Origin of the sequence: Leptospira wolbachii serovar Codice str. CDC (genome assembly GCF_000332515.2) — a bacterium.
Taxonomy (GTDB): domain Bacteria; phylum Spirochaetota; class Leptospiria; order Leptospirales; family Leptospiraceae; genus Leptospira_A; species Leptospira_A wolbachii.
Window position 1 is genome coordinate 303,986 of the sequence record NZ_AOGZ02000013.1, and the last position, 16,015, is coordinate 320,000.

Annotated in this window: 13 protein-coding genes (1 of these 13 only partly in view); 1 reads left to right on the plus strand and 12 read right to left on the minus strand. The window is 40.1% G+C overall.

Annotated features, from left to right (window positions below; all coding sequences use genetic code 11):
- Positions 1 to 29: 29 nt before the first annotated feature.
- The 5 genes from LEP1GSC195_RS05435 to LEP1GSC195_RS05455 form a co-directional block, all read right to left on the minus strand.
- Entirely contained in the window at positions 30 to 1,310 is a 1,281-nt protein-coding gene (locus tag LEP1GSC195_RS05435) for an ankyrin repeat domain-containing protein (RefSeq protein ID WP_015680362.1), read from the minus strand.
- 1 nt (position 1,311) lies between these two features.
- The gene (locus LEP1GSC195_RS05440) at positions 1,312 to 2,832 is read right to left on the minus strand and encodes a parallel beta-helix domain-containing protein (protein ID WP_015680413.1); all 1,521 of its coding nucleotides are present in this window, start codon (positions 2,830 to 2,832) and stop codon (positions 1,312 to 1,314) included.
- On the minus strand, positions 2,832 to 4,070 hold the full coding sequence (locus tag LEP1GSC195_RS05445) for a cytochrome-c peroxidase (protein ID WP_015680237.1): 1,239 nt from the start codon (positions 4,068 to 4,070) through the stop codon (positions 2,832 to 2,834). The genes LEP1GSC195_RS05440 and LEP1GSC195_RS05445 overlap by 1 nt, the downstream gene beginning before the upstream one ends.
- A 160-nt stretch (positions 4,071 to 4,230) precedes the next feature.
- Complete coding sequence (locus tag LEP1GSC195_RS05450) at positions 4,231 to 5,022, minus strand: hypothetical protein (protein WP_015680283.1); 792 nt, start codon at positions 5,020 to 5,022, stop codon at positions 4,231 to 4,233.
- A gap of 168 nt (positions 5,023 to 5,190) precedes the next feature.
- The gene (locus LEP1GSC195_RS05455; RefSeq protein ID WP_232227700.1) at positions 5,191 to 5,811 is read right to left on the minus strand and encodes a DUF1554 domain-containing protein; all 621 of its coding nucleotides are present in this window, start codon (positions 5,809 to 5,811) and stop codon (positions 5,191 to 5,193) included.
- Between the two features lie 463 nt (positions 5,812 to 6,274).
- On the opposite strand from LEP1GSC195_RS05455, the gene LEP1GSC195_RS05460 reads away from it, so the two are divergent.
- Positions 6,275 to 6,979, plus strand: coding sequence for a tetratricopeptide repeat protein (locus tag LEP1GSC195_RS05460; RefSeq protein ID WP_015680404.1), 705 nt, complete (start codon positions 6,275 to 6,277; stop codon positions 6,977 to 6,979).
- A 9-nt stretch (positions 6,980 to 6,988) separates the two neighbouring features.
- On the opposite strand, the gene LEP1GSC195_RS05465 is transcribed toward LEP1GSC195_RS05460, so the two are convergent.
- The 7 genes from LEP1GSC195_RS05465 to hsdR all read right to left on the minus strand — a co-directional run.
- The gene (locus LEP1GSC195_RS05465) at positions 6,989 to 8,404 is read right to left on the minus strand and encodes a DEAD/DEAH box helicase (RefSeq protein WP_015680263.1); all 1,416 of its coding nucleotides are present in this window, start codon (positions 8,402 to 8,404) and stop codon (positions 6,989 to 6,991) included.
- Between the two features lie 314 nt (positions 8,405 to 8,718).
- On the minus strand, positions 8,719 to 9,180 hold the full coding sequence (locus LEP1GSC195_RS05475; RefSeq protein WP_015680445.1) for a hypothetical protein: 462 nt from the start codon (positions 9,178 to 9,180) through the stop codon (positions 8,719 to 8,721).
- 39 nt (positions 9,181 to 9,219) lie between these two features.
- Positions 9,220 to 9,387, minus strand: a complete 168-nt coding sequence (locus LEP1GSC195_RS19820; RefSeq protein WP_015680411.1) for a hypothetical protein — start codon at positions 9,385 to 9,387, stop codon at positions 9,220 to 9,222.
- A gap of 128 nt (positions 9,388 to 9,515) precedes the next feature.
- Entirely contained in the window at positions 9,516 to 11,186 is a 1,671-nt protein-coding gene (locus LEP1GSC195_RS05480) for a restriction endonuclease subunit S (protein WP_015680347.1), read from the minus strand.
- Positions 11,183 to 12,520, minus strand: a complete 1,338-nt coding sequence (locus LEP1GSC195_RS05485; RefSeq protein WP_269571211.1) for an RNA-binding domain-containing protein — start codon at positions 12,518 to 12,520, stop codon at positions 11,183 to 11,185. Before LEP1GSC195_RS05485 ends, LEP1GSC195_RS05480 begins: the two co-directional genes overlap by 4 nt.
- A gap of 7 nt (positions 12,521 to 12,527) precedes the next feature.
- Entirely contained in the window at positions 12,528 to 13,976 is a 1,449-nt protein-coding gene (locus tag LEP1GSC195_RS05490; protein WP_015680468.1) for a type I restriction-modification system subunit M, read from the minus strand.
- A 21-nt stretch (positions 13,977 to 13,997) separates the two neighbouring features.
- On the minus strand, positions 13,998 to 16,015 hold the 3' portion of the coding sequence (gene hsdR, locus LEP1GSC195_RS05495) for an EcoAI/FtnUII family type I restriction enzme subunit R (RefSeq protein ID WP_015680386.1). The gene runs 388 nt beyond the window's last position; 2,018 of the gene's 2,406 nt are visible here — the last part of the coding sequence; its start codon lies beyond the right edge, outside the window; the stop codon is at positions 13,998 to 14,000.

The window sequence follows — 16,015 nt, forward strand, 5'->3', positions numbered from 1 at the left end:
TTAAAATGATTTCATATCTTTAAATTTGGTTATGGATTTTTCAATAACTCAACAATCTTTTGGTGTCCATTTTCCAAAGCTAAACTGAGTGCAGTTTGTCCTTTTTTATTTTTAAGGGAAGGATTTGCATTTTTTTCTAAAAGGAATTTTACGATTTCAAAACTACCATCTCTTGCTGCTAATAACAAAGGAGTTTGGCCTTCTATCGTATCAGGACGGTCGAGATTACTTCCAAGAGAAACTAATTCTTTTACAATTGTCTCATTTTTAACTAAAACCGCGACAATCAGAGGAGTTTGGCCAAATTCATTGATCGCCTCCAAATCTGCCCCTGCCTTAACAATCGATTTTACAAATTCTAAAGAACCGCCTTGAATGGCCCAAAATAGAGGTGTATATTTATGTTCATCTATTTCATTCACATCGACTCCCGTTAGGCGGAGTGTATTAAAGAGGAAAATGTGGTTTTCTCTTGCGGCATAAATCCAAAACAATTTTCTTCTTCGGGAATAATCCAAAAAGAACAAACTTATCAATACAAATAATACTAAAAACGTACCGAAAGCTCTTTTGGCGGCAAATTTTGTATCAGGATGGAAGAAAAAATCTGAATTTTCACCCAGTAGTTTGATAACAGATTTGTATTTTCTAACAATCAAATATACTAATATTGCATTGGTCGGCAACGTGAAGGCAACCAGGTAGGGAATATTGACTATTTTACCATTCCCTGCATACAAAACAAAATAAATAGGGAAAAGAGCGATAAGAAAGGTATAAATTGTAATACTCTGAGCAATATATCTTTTTGCAGAACCACCCTTTGAAAGTAGAAGTCCTCTGTGAAAACTCATCAACTGCAATAGGAAGGAAGAAAGGATTGCCCAAACAACCGAACTTAGAATTTGCAAGGAAGGGAGTGGAATGGGCATGTCCCAACGATTTTTACTCATCCCTACATATAGGCCCGCAAGAATGGCGACCCCACCGACGAACCAAAGCGAAAAGAAAATCCGAATCGAATGTCTCGCTCGTTTCATGCGAGAAATTTTATCCTCGACTATATCTTCTTCACCAAGAATTTCCTCCACCGCAGAGGCAGCACGTAACATTCCTAAGACGGAAACACCAATATAAAAACAGAGAAACGAAACTGCCAAAATATTTCGTTTCCAAGATACATCACTGGAGGTATATCTAACTAAAACAATCAAGAGGATTGTTAAAATAGGTGGGGTAAGTAACCTAATTATAGAAATTAATCCACCGCGAAATGGATTCATCTGAGGAAGGATTTTTTCTGCATTCATATTATTTTGCCACCCCTTTGGCCCCTTCATCTTTCAAATTCAAAATATAATTAGCTACGGCTGTTAATTTTTCATTTCCTAAATATTTTTGCGAAGGCATCTCAATAAAACCCTCTCTCACCTTCTTTGGCATAGAGGCAAAGGAAACAACTCCATATACATCTTTTTTATATTTTTCTTGTATTTCTCTGATAGGAGGTCCAACGGTTCGAATGGTCATGGAGTGGCAACCGGAACAAACAGCACCGAACACTTGTTTCCCTAACTCTCTCGCATCTGATTTGGCTTCTCCATCCCTTGGATCTCCAATCATCGTTTTGATTTTTTCTGTGTTTTCTGTTGGTTTGCAGATTCCATAACTACTTGTTCCAATTTTTGTGACTGCATCTGGAGCAATCAAACAATTGTCTTTTCCTTTCCCAGAGGCAACAACATCATACCCATCGGGAAAGATTCCCACCTTCCCACCATTTGGTGATTCAGGGATTGGGTTTCCAGAGAAAACGATTCTGATCACATAAAAAAGCCAAGAAACAATATCATCCCATTTGCGAAAGCCGTTATCGATAAAAACATTTTCTAAAATCTTATTACGATCAGGATTTGGTTCCACATCTGGATCCGGTGACTTCGAGTTAGGAAGTAAATTGTTATCACCGATTCCAATCCCCGCAAAACTATTTCTGCGTATGATATTCCCCTCAATGGTTACTTCATCGCCAGCCATCACTCCAATTCCAATCCCAGGAGGAACTCCTGCCACTAGAGCTCCCGGTTCTGCAAAATTTCTATGGTTGTTATCAAATATGAAATTTTTTCGAATGATTACGTTTTCCACTTTTTTTAAAGGAAGCCCTGGCAAAGCAAAGGCAACGATTCCCGCCGAATTATCGTAAACAGTATTCCCTTCAATCAGTACATTGGTTGAATTTTCTATTTCTATTCCAATGACACTTCCATAAACTTCGTTACGCCTAACATCCACATTATGGCACATTCCGATGTAAATTGCCGCATCAGCAATTCCTACACTAACCGTATCTTCAACGAGAACATTGGTACCCATCGTTGGATAAATTCCATAGATCCCGGTATTTTCTACAATGAGTTTGCGCATAATGATGTTTCCTGCCCCTTGGGTCATCACACCGTTTGCTTTGTAATTTTTAACATGAAAGTTTTCTATGAGAAAGTTGGCACCGGATCCGATCACACCATCGTTTAACTTTCCTTCTCCATCCAAAATAGGCCACTTACCGTTAACAATCACACCCGATAAAGTAAAATGAGTTTTGTCCACAAACAAGAACTCATGATAAATGCCAGGAAACACTTTAACTGTATCGCCCTTCTCGAGTGAGTCGATTGCCTTTTGAATGGATTCCCCTTCGTGAACTTCCACCGTGCGTGAAAAAACCTGAGAGCTAAAGAAAAAGAGGAACCAAGTAACAACCCATAGGTGGAAAATGTTTTTTTGATTTCGACTAAACTGGATAGATAGGAATGACTTTGTAAAACTCATTATTTTATGGAACTCCGATGGTGGTATGATTCAAATTCTAGTGCAACTGGTAAACCGGACGGAACCGACTTGGGAAATTTTGGCATGTTCGCTTCATCATTCAACGTTTTTAAAAACGCGACAAGAGATGTAATTTCATTTTTGTTCAGACCCATTTTTCTTACATGCCAATGAATTCGGAGATCACTCGGAGCCCCGTTCCCCCTGCCTCCGCCTTCATTATAAAAATTCACAACGTCTTCTAGGGTTTCTAAATTCCCAGAATGCATATATGGGGCGGTCTTAGCAATATTTCTTAACGTAGGAACACGAAAAGATCCCCTGAGTAATTCCTGTCCCGTGATCGTTTCTCTTCCATAATCTCTCTCCGTCCGGTCAAGGACTCCTATGGTAGCAAACACATTGTTTGTGAACATGGGTGGCGGGTGGCATTCAGCGCACCTTGCCACAAAAGAACGAAAGACATTATAACCTAACAGCTCTTCAGGACTCAAAGCTTCCTTTTCTCCCGTTGACCATTTATCAAATCGACTACTGAAGGAAACAAGTGACTTTTCAAAGGTAGAAATGGCATCAATGACTAAAGGAGCTGAGATTTTTTTTCCTTTTGTTCCATAGGCCTGACGAAACATTTTTTGATAGAAAGGAATTTCGTTTAACCGAGATTCAATGATTTCTTTTGAACTTCCCATTTCCTCTGGCGAATAGAGTGGTCCTTCCGCTTGGTCTTCTAGATTAGAGGCTCTCCCTTCCCAAAATAGATTTTTCATATAAATGACATTCCATAAACTGGGCGCCGATCGTTTCAGAATTACACCACCACTTCTGGTTGGCCCATACCCTTTTCCATCTTTTCCCATACTTTGGCTTCTACCATCCGATAAACTATAAGCTGGGTGGTGACAGTGGGCACATGACAGTTGTTTATCGCCAGAGAGGATGGGATCGAAAAATAAATATCTCCCCAAATCAATCACTTGGGGATCCAGTTTGACTTGGGGAAGAGTTTGCCCAAGTCCTCCATTTTTCTCTAAAGAATTTACATACTGATAATTAATGACACAATACTCTTTCTCTTGTTTCCATCCCGAGGGACAGAGGGAGGAAAGACGGAAATCAGAAGGAGGCTCTACGACCTCAAACTCAGATACTTCTTGAATGATTCTAGATTCTACTTTCGAGCAATCACAAACCAATAGAACTGCAGCAAAGAATCCAAAATAAAACCGATACTTCACAAGACAAAGGAAACATAGAGAGTAAAGATAGAAATCATTTTAATCCATCGAATCAAAAGAAAACCGACAATTTTGCCATAGAAAAAAATCCCCCTCGAACCACTCATTGATATATATCAACCCTACTCTTTCTTATCTGCTTACGATTCTCCTGACATCCTTATTCTAGTTTTGCTTGAAACAAAAGAAAACCTAAAGTAGCAAATACTCCTCCGAAAAAAATAAACAACTCTGGACCGAATGAACCTGTCTGCCAATTAGCACCGACTAGCAACAAATATACGATTGGAGCAATGTATTGATTAGCAAATAAACCTGCAAATGTCAATTGGTTGGTAAGTCCTCCTTTCAGAAATTTCCAAAGGAATAAGTTTGGATTGTTTAGGATTGTAGAAAGAGCAAGGGTAGCCATAAAAACCATTTCCAATAGGGAAATTCCCACTCTTGGGTCTATGGACATACTGAGGTAAGTCGGATTTTGGAAAATATGACCAATCAGACTCATTCCCCCTGGAACCAGCGCTAGGTGAATTAAAATATCATCTAAAATCCATGCACTTTTCGGAGTTTTTCTGAGATACAATAGGATTTCATAAATACTAAATAATACAAATCCTGTGGAAGTAAAGATGGAAGTCATAACCAAGGAAGACTTGGGATTGATATGAACAGCAGGTGCAGATAACAACATCAATATGGAAGAAATATTCCCACCCCCAACAATCATTAATAATGCAAGATTTGCTGTAAATGGCCAAAGATGAAAATGCCTCGTTGCCAAACGCAAACCAACTATCACGAAAAGGGAAATGGCTGAAAAAATTGACAATACAGGACCATCTGTACGGTAAAACAATGGTGATCCAAAAATCCAAGCAACTAAGACAACAAACGAACCGATTAAAACCACAATGTCAAGAATCTCAGCCCAGGTCAAAAAACGTTTTTCCATAGAAACCTCTTATCCCTCTAAACTGCATTGATTGGCCATGGTTTGTTTATTTTTGCAAACAAAATTTGACCGATAGAATCTCTGATTTTAGTTCGGGAAAGGTTGGAAATTCTTCGCCGATATTTTCATCTTAGAAAAACTATTAGGAAGATTCTTTCCCATCGGTTTCTACTGCTCCACACAAAGGAGCGAGTGGGAATTATTACAAAGATTGGATGCGGCTCCAATCATTGGATTTGTGCTTTGATCATTTAGTGTTCCAACAAATGAGTTTGATCCATCGATCCAATTGTCACAATGAAGGCTCGTTTCCGTTGTCCAATTTGCATTGAACCCAAGCCAAGTTGTAACGCTAGGAATTGATACTGGATTTGTTTGAGTCATGAGTAGTCCATTACTGTTTGTTGTACCAATAGCAACAGCATCTGCAACACGAACATAACTACTGTTTGGTTTCATAACCCAATCCAGATGCTCCGAAGCACCACCGCCACAGTTTGCAGTAAGGCATGCTCTTCTAACAATTGCATCAGAAAGAAACGCCTTATAGGTACCAGAATTCGGTTTATTCGTATCTAGCGCACATTTGCTGTCGGCACCGGAAATTCCTCCCAATCCTCCGGAATACGGAACGGCAGTTATGAATATTCGGCACGGGTTACAAGGTAAAACTGCGGATGCCTCATTCTTCCTATTCGCATCGCAATAAGCATCTTTATCGTTTGTTGCTATTTTTACAAAAAGACCTGTCGTATAATCCTTAGATAAAGGGTCGCAGGGATTGTTCATCTTTAGATCCGCACAACTGAAAAGATACAGAGAGAACAAAAAAAGTTGAATCCTGTTCTCGAAAATCAAGTTTCTTACAGAATTTGTACCTTTTTTTGACATACGAGTAAGACCTTTTACTTCAGTTTCAAACTAAGTCAATAAATTTCAGTACCATCTATTATTTTGTGTAGCGAATTGATAGGGAAGTGATTCCAATGATCGCTTCTTGTGAGAGAAATAGGGGCGTTCCCAATCCGACTGGTGTTTGGTATTTTAATCTCGTTAGGGTCGGACTCTTCCGGGGTGCGCTAAACGCTCCCGTCACCCACCATCTAACGATGGCAGGGGATCATAGTCTTCAACTTCGAGCTATAGCATGCTATTAGTTAACTTTGCCTTGGCCCACTCGTTTTTCGTCAAATTTTCTTCTTGCGAATCAAAGAGATTCGGTATAAACATTTCATTGCATATACGGAATAAAATGACTCCCATTAGAACCTATTTACTCATCCTTTTTTCTTTTATTGGAATCGGAATTTCATTAAATTCAGAACCATTGTCGGAGACGAATCAAAAAGCGATTGATGCCTTTTACCAGAAAAACTGGTCTCAGGCCGAAATCTGGTTCAAAGAGAGTTTAAAGAAAAATCCAAATGACCCATACGCAAACTATAACTTGGCATGCGTTTACACCATCCTACTAAGTCAATGCGAGTATTTGACAGAAGAACAAGACGTTTTTCAGTTATTAAATCATGCAGTCACATATAAAAAGTCTTACAAAAGTTTGATGCTTAAAGACAAAGATCTTTCCTTACTTCGTAATACATACAGATTTAATGAAATTGCAGGTTTAAGTCCAAAGGAACTCTTTACAAATATTTTTTGGTTTGGTCCCAGTCCCGGTGCTTATGGGCCAGTATCAGAAATCAAGTTTGATGCTAATGGTTCCTTTGAACTCACTTTGGTGGAATTTCGGGAAAGTGACGGTGCTCTGGAAAAACCAAAGTATCGAGGAAAGTATCAATGGATTTCCGAAAAAGTCCTTCAATTAGAATTTCAAAAACTTCCTTCCTCACTTCCCAACCAAACAAAAAAAAGGCAAGCCCGTTGGAACAAAAATAGCCTCGAAATCGATGGCTTTGAATACCAATTTACAGATTCACCTGACCGTTGTTCTGCGTAGAATGTCTCACTACCTAAATCGTGACATTTTTGCTTTCGGCGTTTTTTTCGCACTAGGAGATGATTTTTTAGGCTCGGAACGATTGCCTGAATCACTTGGCTTTCTTTTTTCCGATTGCCCTTGACTCCGATGTGAGTTTTGTTTGGAGTTCTTCTGTGAGTTCGCATTACGGCCAGAAGAATTATTTCCCGATTGTGAGGGACGTCTATGACCTCTATTGCCGCCACCTCCTGATCCATGAATTTTGGGAGCTTTGCCTGTATGCGATTCAACCCGCGCTGCATGGAAAGGATGGTCCCGATCCACTGGGATCGAAATTCCAATTACTTTTTCAATGTCTTTGATCAGTGATCTTTCGTCTGCCTCTGCGATTGCAATGGCAATTCCATTTTTCCCTGCACGTGCTGTACGGCCAATTCGATGTACATAGGTTTCGGGAACATAAGGAATCTCATAATTAATTACATGGGTGATGTCATCGATGTCTATTCCTCGGGCAGCCAAATCGGTTGCGACAAGGGCTCTGTTTTTTCCCGAACGAAAATCTTCTAAGGCTCTTTGTCTAGCTGATTGACTTTTATTGCCGTGAATTACATCAGTTTTGATTCCACTTTTGTTCAAGAGTTCCGAAATTTTATTTGCTCCATGTTTTGTTTTGGTAAAGATAATAGTTTTTTTAAAATTTTTATCTTTAAACAAATGAAGGAGAAGATTTTTTTTATCTGCAAGTTCTGTATACATTACAGATTGTGAAATTAGTTCTACTGTCGACGAAACAGGTGTTATATCGATACGAATTGGCTCTACCAAAATTGAGTTTGCCAATTTTTCTATTTCAGATGGCATCGTTGCAGAAAAAAACAAATTCTGTCTGCGCTTCGGAAGAAAGGAAATGATTTTTCGAATATCATGGATAAAACCCATATCCAACATCCTATCTGCTTCATCTAACACAAATATTTCGAGATTTTTCAATGTTACCAAATTTTGGTTCATCAAATCGACCAGGCGACCAGGCGTGGCAATGAGCACATCCAATCCGCTTGCAATGGCCTTGGCTTGGGGATTTTGTCCCACACCACCAAAAATTACTGCCGTTCGAATTTGAGTATATTTTCCATATAAAACAAAACTTTCATGGACCTGAATGGCAAGCTCACGAGTGGGAACTAACACAAGAGATCGTGGTTGTTTTGGATTTGGTTTTGCCCTCGTGGAAATTAAATTTTGGATCATAGGCAAAGCAAAAGCAGCGGTTTTACCTGTTCCTGTTTGAGCACAACCTAACAGATCGTGATTGTCTAGAAGTAAGGGAATGGCTTGGATTTGGATGGGTGTAGGTTTAGTATAACCAGTCTCAACGACTGCTTTTTGGATGGATCGATCTAATTTCAGATCTGAAAACGTTTCAATTTGTTTTTGCAAAATATGCCTTCGTGTCTATCCTCCTAAATTAAGAAAAGCAGTCTATTTGGATAGGTCAAAAATTTCTCTTTTGGATGTTCGAAATGAGAACATGGGTAAGGCGAACAAGATTAATTTGGTATTTTCCGACAGTTTTCCATATTAGATGAAAGGTAAACCAAGGGTATCTCTTGCGGAAAAATGGAACATACATTTCAATCAAGGATCTCGGAAAGCGTAATCCAAAACAAATTCCTTTCAACGATTTCTCTTCTATTGTCACTACGCCTGGTTTATATCGAATTTAGGACAAATTTCTAAATAGGCGGAAGTATTTATTTTAACTTCCTCAATGCCCTCACATCTTCAATATCCTGGGCTCTGTTTGTTTTTGATTTCATTCGTATTAAATCTTCCAAACTAATTACGGGCAAAGGTCCGAAATCGGTTTTCGCTTGTTCAATTTTACAATTGCGAATGTCTTCTGTAAGGATGATGTCTAAACTTTCCCTTTGTCTCTCTGGATTTACAAAATTCCAAGCAATGAGATTCTTTTCTCTTTGATACAATTCTAAATTTCTGAAAATTTCCATCGCAGAAATTGGCAAGATGGATTTTAATCCAATGGATCCAAGAATCGATTCCATTTTTAGAAAATTTTCTTCACTAATTTCCGTTATCACATCCAAGTCAAAAGTTCCCCTAGCAACTCCATGGATTGCCACTGCGTAACCACCAACAATAGCAAAAGGAATTCCTTCTTTTGAGAGTTTATCTTGGATTTTTTTTAAGAACATAAGGATTAAAATTATATCTGTAATGAAACTTGGGTTACTTTAAGTTCCTGATACGGATTCCCAATCTTTCAAATACTGTTTTTGCTTTTCTAAAAAAACTGATTCGGGCAAAAGCAAGCGGTATTCCTCTAAGAACTCTAACCGATCGTTAAGAGTCAAAAGTTTGTTTTTCTCAATATACCCATCTTCTAGCTTTTGAAATGCCATTCGAAAAAAATACCTAGCTTAGCTTACTATAGGCATTCGATGAAATCAAACTGATTTTGCAGTCCCCTGGGCATAAAAAAAGCCTCAAAATGTCTTCCCACTCCTGCTCGACTGGAACGGGTTCTAACTCACCCCCGTACCATCCCTTCCAAAATCTCCCCCCTCTTCTCCTCCGCCTTCCCAATGCCCCCTTCCAAATCATCGCATAACGCCATCAGCTGGTCTACCTTTTCCACAATCCGTTTTTGTTCCGCCATGGGAGGAAGAGGGCAAATTAACTCTGTTAAAATACCTAAATTAATATTTTTCTGTGCGGTAGCAGGTGCAAAATTTTCCAAGTGCTCCTTTGCAGTATCAATAAACATTTTCACATACTTGGAAGTATGATATCCCGAGAGCGAGGTAAATCCGACAACACTGTCCGGAAAGCATGCAGAAATTGACAGGAAACCGGTTTCAGCTATATTTGCAGCGATTGTTATACAAAGTGTTCCAGGATCCCACATTCTACTTTGGGCCAATCCGAATTCATTATAATAGTTACTAACTGATGATATACTATCCTTATTTTTCTTTGCTGCTGATACATCCCCTGTTTGAACCAGTGGGTATTTACCATTTCTAAATAATTTAATATCATTTCGTGGTCTATGTTTTGATTTCCCTCTCTCTAGGACCCCCACCTCCCCCAACCGCACCCACTCCCATCCCTTCGGTATTACAAACGGCTTCTCCTCTTCCTTCACGGATGGCAAGGCATCACTCTTCTTAATCTTCCCTTCCGCCACCAAACGCGCCTTCTCCGCTTGGATCTCTTTCAAGAGCTCACTCGCCGGCTGGTCATTAGGATCATGAGGAACCAACTTCCCCATCACTGCCAATTGCAAAACTGCCTTCCGCAATTCTTTGACATTTTCTTTTACCGCATAGAGTTCGTAGAAATGCGTGGTAAGAAAATGGAATTGTTTTTGGAAGACCGCATGCGTTTCTGCTTCGAGCATTTGTGTGATGACGGATTGGTGGAGGTCTTTTCGTTTGGCGTCTTTGGATTGTTTCAGCCGTTCCAGCTCATCGCATAACGCAAGGAGTTCGTCGATCTTTTCTACGATTCGTTTTTGTTCGGCGAGGGGAGGAAGGGGAAAATATCGATGAAGCACATCATCCCGACCGATACCAGGTATAGCAATGCCAGTCGCCAATTCCTGAAACTTGGCAAACATTACATTCAAATAGTAACCCAAATACTGCTTATTCAATTTCCAAACGCGAAGTGCCATCAATTGCCGACTAATAGCTGCTTCATCTTGAATTACTATATTAGTTTTTCCGATACCAGCACCTTTAACCGTAAGTAAGATATCCCCTTTAAGTGCTATTGCACGCCTTATATTTGTCCAACGATTACCTATCGGACTTATATCACCGAAATCCGCCGGTCCAGTGAAGTATGGAATTCCGTTTTGATTTTCATTATATTCATTTGAACGTAGATGCTGTCCTGAAATTAATTCGATACACTCCCCCAACCTCACCCACTCCCATCCCTTCGGAATCGCAAATGGCTTCTCCTCTTCCTTTACGGGTGGCAGTGCCTCACTCTTTTTGACCTTCCCTTCCGCCACCAAACGTGCCTTCCCTGCTTGGATCTCTTTTAAAAGTTCACTCGCGGGTGGGTCGTTTGGATCTTGCGGAACCAACTTCCCCTGCATAGCAAGTGTTAGGATGAGTTCGCGGAGTTTTCTGATTCCGTTTGGGTGTTCGAGGGCTGTGTCAAAATGGGTTTGGAGGAGTGGGTTCATGGGGAGACCTCCCAGTGTCCGCCTTTGTCGGGTCCGATGCGTTTGATTTTGCCTTCGGATTGCAAGGTTTTTAAGTTTTTCTCTACTGCTCTGGTAGTAAGTCCAGTTTCACTCGCTAAATCGGATATCGTGGCTCCTGGATGATTACGCAGGAACTTCGCAATTTTCTCCGAACTTTTCTCCGAACTTTTCTCCGAACTTTTCTCCGAACTTTTCTCCGAACTTTTCTCCGAACTTTTCTCCGAACTTTTCTCCGAACTTTTCTCCGACATCGGGAAGGTGATTCGGAGAAAATTGGCACTAAAATGGAAATGCTCTCTGGGATAAGTTTGGAGAATTCTGGGTAAACCTGATCCGAGAAACTCAACGATTCCCAAATCTTTAAAAACACGCATCAAAACTTTGTTGCGGGGTTTGGAGTAACCTTGAAAGAATTCGTCCTGTTCCTTTCCTGGTGAGACGATTCCCGCGGAGGTGATTTCCAATCGGTCGGAGAAAATTTCAAATTTGGGAACTAGTTCGCCCGCATAATCGTTGTGAACAATGGCATTGATGATCGCCTCACGTAAGGGAACGATTTCCCATAACGGTGTATCGATTCTTTCCTTTCCTGTGATTTCTGTTTGGATCCGATTTTCAAGTTCCAATTTGTCCAAAACCATCTTGCAGGTTTTTACGAGACATACTCTACCATACTCTTTGGATTCGATCAGTTCGACTCGGTCTTTGCCCGCATACTTAGCAACTTGCACCGAATTTCCATTTTCATCAGACAGTAAGTATGCGGCATAATTAAGTTTTCCATCTTCATCCAATAGTTCTAGGTTGGATAAAAATTGATCGCCGAGCGTAAGTTTGTGTTCTTGGTAATAAATTTTAAGCTGTTCAAAACGAAGGTCTTGTCTGGGAGATCTGATTTTCGTAAGAGAAGGATTCAGTCTTTTTTTAAGTAGTTCCTCTATCATTCGAGTCGGCATAGATTCCGTCGCATTGCCCACTCGGATAAAACAGCCGGCCTCGGAGAGTCCCGCCTTTTTTAAGTAATACGGTTTTTCTGGGCCAGAGGCCACATTGATTTTTAAAACATCCAATCCATCTCTACTTTCATGGATTAAATCAAACAAACCAAGGATAGATGGCAAAATGTTATTCTTTAACCGATCTTTTACCTTCAATTGTGTTTCATCAAATTGCGAAAGACCTAAAGCTTGATGAGTTTTGTCATCAATTCCCAAATAAAGAATTCCACCATCTTTAGAATTGAGAAAACTGATGACCACTTTCTCTAAGCTATCATTCAATTCCCTTTTGTACTCAATCCGATTCGATTCCATCAAAAATCTATTGGTTCCCCAATGCTAACATCAGCTCTTGTTTCAGCTTGTCTCTAACCTTGTTTAGATCAGCAGAAATTTCTTCATACTCACGCGCGAGTTCCTCTGGATCACGGTGCACTACATCCACCACATGCGGATTTTTAAAATCCAGATTATAATTACGAGCCGCGATGTCTTTAGCACTCACCTTCCAGGCAAATTCCGTTTCTTTTCGTTTGTTCCACCATTTTTTCTCGAGGTCAAATTCCGCAATCGTCAAAGGTTTTGAACGTGAATACGATTTGTACCCAGATGGATACGGGTGTTCAAAAAACCAAACCTGTTTGGTGGGACCTCCCTTTTCAATAAAAAGAAGGTTGGTATTGATCCCCGTATATGGGCTAAACACACCTTTGGGAAGGCGCACAATTGTATGTAAGTTAAATTCTTCGAGTAACTCTCGTTTGAGATTGGTTTTCGTACCTTCTCCAAACAAAAATCCATCAGGTAACACCACTGCCGCACGACCCGTATCATGTTTGAGTAGGTGCATGATGAGAGCCATAAACAAATCAGCAGTTTCCCGGGTTTGGTATTTTTTAGGAAAATTATTCTCAATTCCATCCTCTTCCATTCCGCCAAACGGAGGATTGGTGATGATAATATCTACTCGATCTTTTGGAGAATAATCTTTTAAGGGACGACTGAGCGTATTGTCATGAAGAATATTTGTCGGAACTTCAATCCCGTGAAGCATCATATTGGTAAGTGCCAACATATGCGGAAGTGGCTTTTTCTCAACACCATGGATGGTCGTCTGCAAAACCTGTTTGTCTTTAGGTGATTTGACCTGCTTTTTTAAATGTTCGATGGATGTGGTAAGAAACCCGCCAGTCCCACAAGCCGGATCCAAAATCGATTCACCGAGTTTGGGATCGATGATGTCCACCATAAACTGAGTTACAGCTCTTGGAGTATAGTATTCACCAGCATTCCCTGCCGATTGCAAATCAGCCAGAATCTTTTCATAAATATCATTGAACAAATGTCTGTCGGTGGAGTTATTAAAGTCCAAATCTTCTTCAATGGTGTTGATCACCTGTCGAAGTAAGGTGCCCGATTTCATATAGTTGTAAGCATCTTCAAAAACACTACCAACCACTCTTCCTTGCGCGCTCACACCAGCCTGTGTTGCCAGTTTCTTTAATGCCGGGAAAAGATTGTTATTCACAAAATCAATGAGTTCTTCCCCAGTCATCCCTTCGGAATTGGAAGCCCAGTTACTCCACTGAAAGCGCGAGGCAAGTGGGGATTTATAATCTTTGAGGGTCAGTTTCCATTCTTTTTCTTTGTCATCAAAAATCTTTAAAAAGAGTAACCATACCATCTGGCTGATTCGTTGAGCATCTCCGTCGACACCCACGTCTTTTCGCATAATATCTTGAATCGATTTGATTAAGGTTCCGATTGCCATACTGTCTAAATCAATCCTTGTTTACGCTGTCTCAAGGTACAGTGCATTTTCTAACGATGTAATGGCTTCATTGTATTTTTCTAATCCACCAAAATGGGATATAATTTCCATCGGTGTACCAAATTCTGTAAAAGGGTTGATGGTGAGAATTTGTGTTTCCTCGATCTGAACCACACCCGAATCGGCATACTTATCAAGAAGCGCATCCAGCACTTTCCGCACGGATTCTCCATATTTTTCAAAGTATTTTGCTTTTTTGACTCTCTCGGCACGCTCCTTTCGAGTTAACGGGCGTTTGTCCCAAACTACATGGCAGATCAAATCAAAAGAATCCAATTCTTTTCCTACGTCTTCCGCCAATGCCTCAAAGAAAACTCCTTGATTCGATAACTCCTCAAGGATGGCTTGTTTTCTATCGGCGGCATTCCATCGTTTCCGGAATTCCTCTAAAGTTGAGTATTCTTTTGTCACCGTCTTTCTTGTATAATCTTTCAAAGACTCGGTAACTAGTTTTCCATTAGCATCAAAGTATTGTACCCGTTCCGAGGCCACGCGCACTTCCACACTATCCACATAGTATTTCAAAGCCTTAGGGCGGGGTAAGTCCCCATCACCATCTTCTCCATTCGGAATACCAATATCACCTAACTCTGAAAATTCGCTTCCAAATTTTGACTCATCCGTCTCCGATCCTTCTGTTACCTCGATTTCTTCTTCTGTGACATCCGGCGGAGTCACTGGTTCATCCGGTTTTGGCTCATAGATTTGCACGGGATCTCCATCAAAATCTGGATCGGCAAAGAGTTCCGTAGCACGTTTAAAGTCCATAATGGTAAAATAGTATTTATCAAAATCTTCGTTAATGCGTGTTCCGCGACCGATGATTTGTTTAAATTCTGTCATCGACTGGATATGTTGGTCGAGGACAATGAGTTTACAAGTTTGTGCATCAACACCTGTCGTCATGAGTTTGGAAGTAGTAGCAATCACAGGGTATTTCGATTCAGGAAAAATAAAATTATCTAATTCCTCTTTTCCTTCTACACTATCCCCAGTAATCCGCATTACATACTTACTATTTTGGCTCGCCAAATCACTGTTTTCATTGACCAGAGCCTGCCTCATGCGTTCTGCGTGGTCAATGTTTTCACAAAACACAATTGTCTTTTGGAACCTATCATTTTGTTTTAAGAATTCACTGATCTTGGATGCGACTAACTCTGTACGTCTGTCTAAAATGACTCTCTTATCAAAATCGCTTTGTTTATAAACTTTATCTTCAATTTCATTGCCATATTTATCTACCATACCCTTCTCAGGTCGCCATCCCGATAAATCTTTGTCCAAATCAATACGGATCACTTTGTAAGGCGCCAAAAACCCATCTTCAATCCCTTGCCGTAGTGAATACGTATATACTGGTTCCCCAAAATAATGAATATTGGAAACATCTTTGGTTTCTTTCGGAGTCGCAGTTAAACCAATTTGTGTGGCAGAAGTGAAGTATTCTAAAATCGCCCGCCAATTAGAGTCTTCTGCTGCACTTCCTCTATGGCACTCATCCACAACGATCAGATCAAAAAAATCTGGCGAAAATTGTTTATAGATATTTTGATCTTCTTCTGTTCCCGTCACAGCTTGATAGAGAGACAGATATATTTCATAAGATTTGTTCGCTTGTCGTTTTTGAATTTTGGTCATTGCTGATCCAAAAGGTTTAAAGTCATTAGTCATCGTTTGGTCGACTAATATATTCCGATCAGCCAAAAATAGGATTCGTTTTTTGGTCTTGGATTTCCACAACCGCCATATAATTTGGAATGCTGTGTATGTTTTTCCTGTTCCTGTTGCCATAACAAGGAGTAGGCGTTTCTGGCCCTTAGCGATGGCTTCAATCGTTTTGTTAATCGCTAAAATTTGGTAGTATCTTGGTGATTTATTACTCCCATCACTATGATAATCTTGAGTCACAAGTTCTTCTTGTATAAGACTCAACCCCTGTGCATCTTTCCACATCCGCCAAAGTGATTCTGGACTTG

Excerpts from the sequence above, each read along its gene's own strand:
- LEP1GSC195_RS05435 (WP_015680362.1), bottom strand. The coding sequence starts at position 1,310 with ATGAATGCAGAAAAAATCCTTCCTCAGATGAATCCATTTCGCGGTGGA.
- LEP1GSC195_RS05440 (WP_015680413.1), bottom strand. The coding sequence starts at position 2,832 with ATGAGTTTTACAAAGTCATTCCTATCTATCCAGTTTAGTCGAAATCAA.
- LEP1GSC195_RS05450 (WP_015680283.1), bottom strand. The coding sequence starts at position 5,022 with ATGGAAAAACGTTTTTTGACCTGGGCTGAGATTCTTGACATTGTGGTT.
- LEP1GSC195_RS05455 (WP_232227700.1), bottom strand. The coding sequence starts at position 5,811 with ATGAACAATCCCTGCGACCCTTTATCTAAGGATTATACGACAGGTCTT.
- LEP1GSC195_RS05460 (WP_015680404.1), top strand. The coding sequence starts at position 6,275 with ATGACTCCCATTAGAACCTATTTACTCATCCTTTTTTCTTTTATTGGA.
- LEP1GSC195_RS05475 (WP_015680445.1), bottom strand. The coding sequence starts at position 9,180 with ATGTTCTTAAAAAAAATCCAAGATAAACTCTCAAAAGAAGGAATTCCT.
- LEP1GSC195_RS19820 (WP_015680411.1), bottom strand. The coding sequence starts at position 9,387 with ATGGCATTTCAAAAGCTAGAAGATGGGTATATTGAGAAAAACAAACTT.
- LEP1GSC195_RS05480 (WP_015680347.1), bottom strand. The coding sequence starts at position 11,186 with ATGAACCCACTCCTCCAAACCCATTTTGACACAGCCCTCGAACACCCA.
- LEP1GSC195_RS05485 (WP_269571211.1), bottom strand. The coding sequence starts at position 12,520 with ATGGAATCGAATCGGATTGAGTACAAAAGGGAATTGAATGATAGCTTA.
- LEP1GSC195_RS05490 (WP_015680468.1), bottom strand. The coding sequence starts at position 13,976 with ATGGCAATCGGAACCTTAATCAAATCGATTCAAGATATTATGCGAAAA.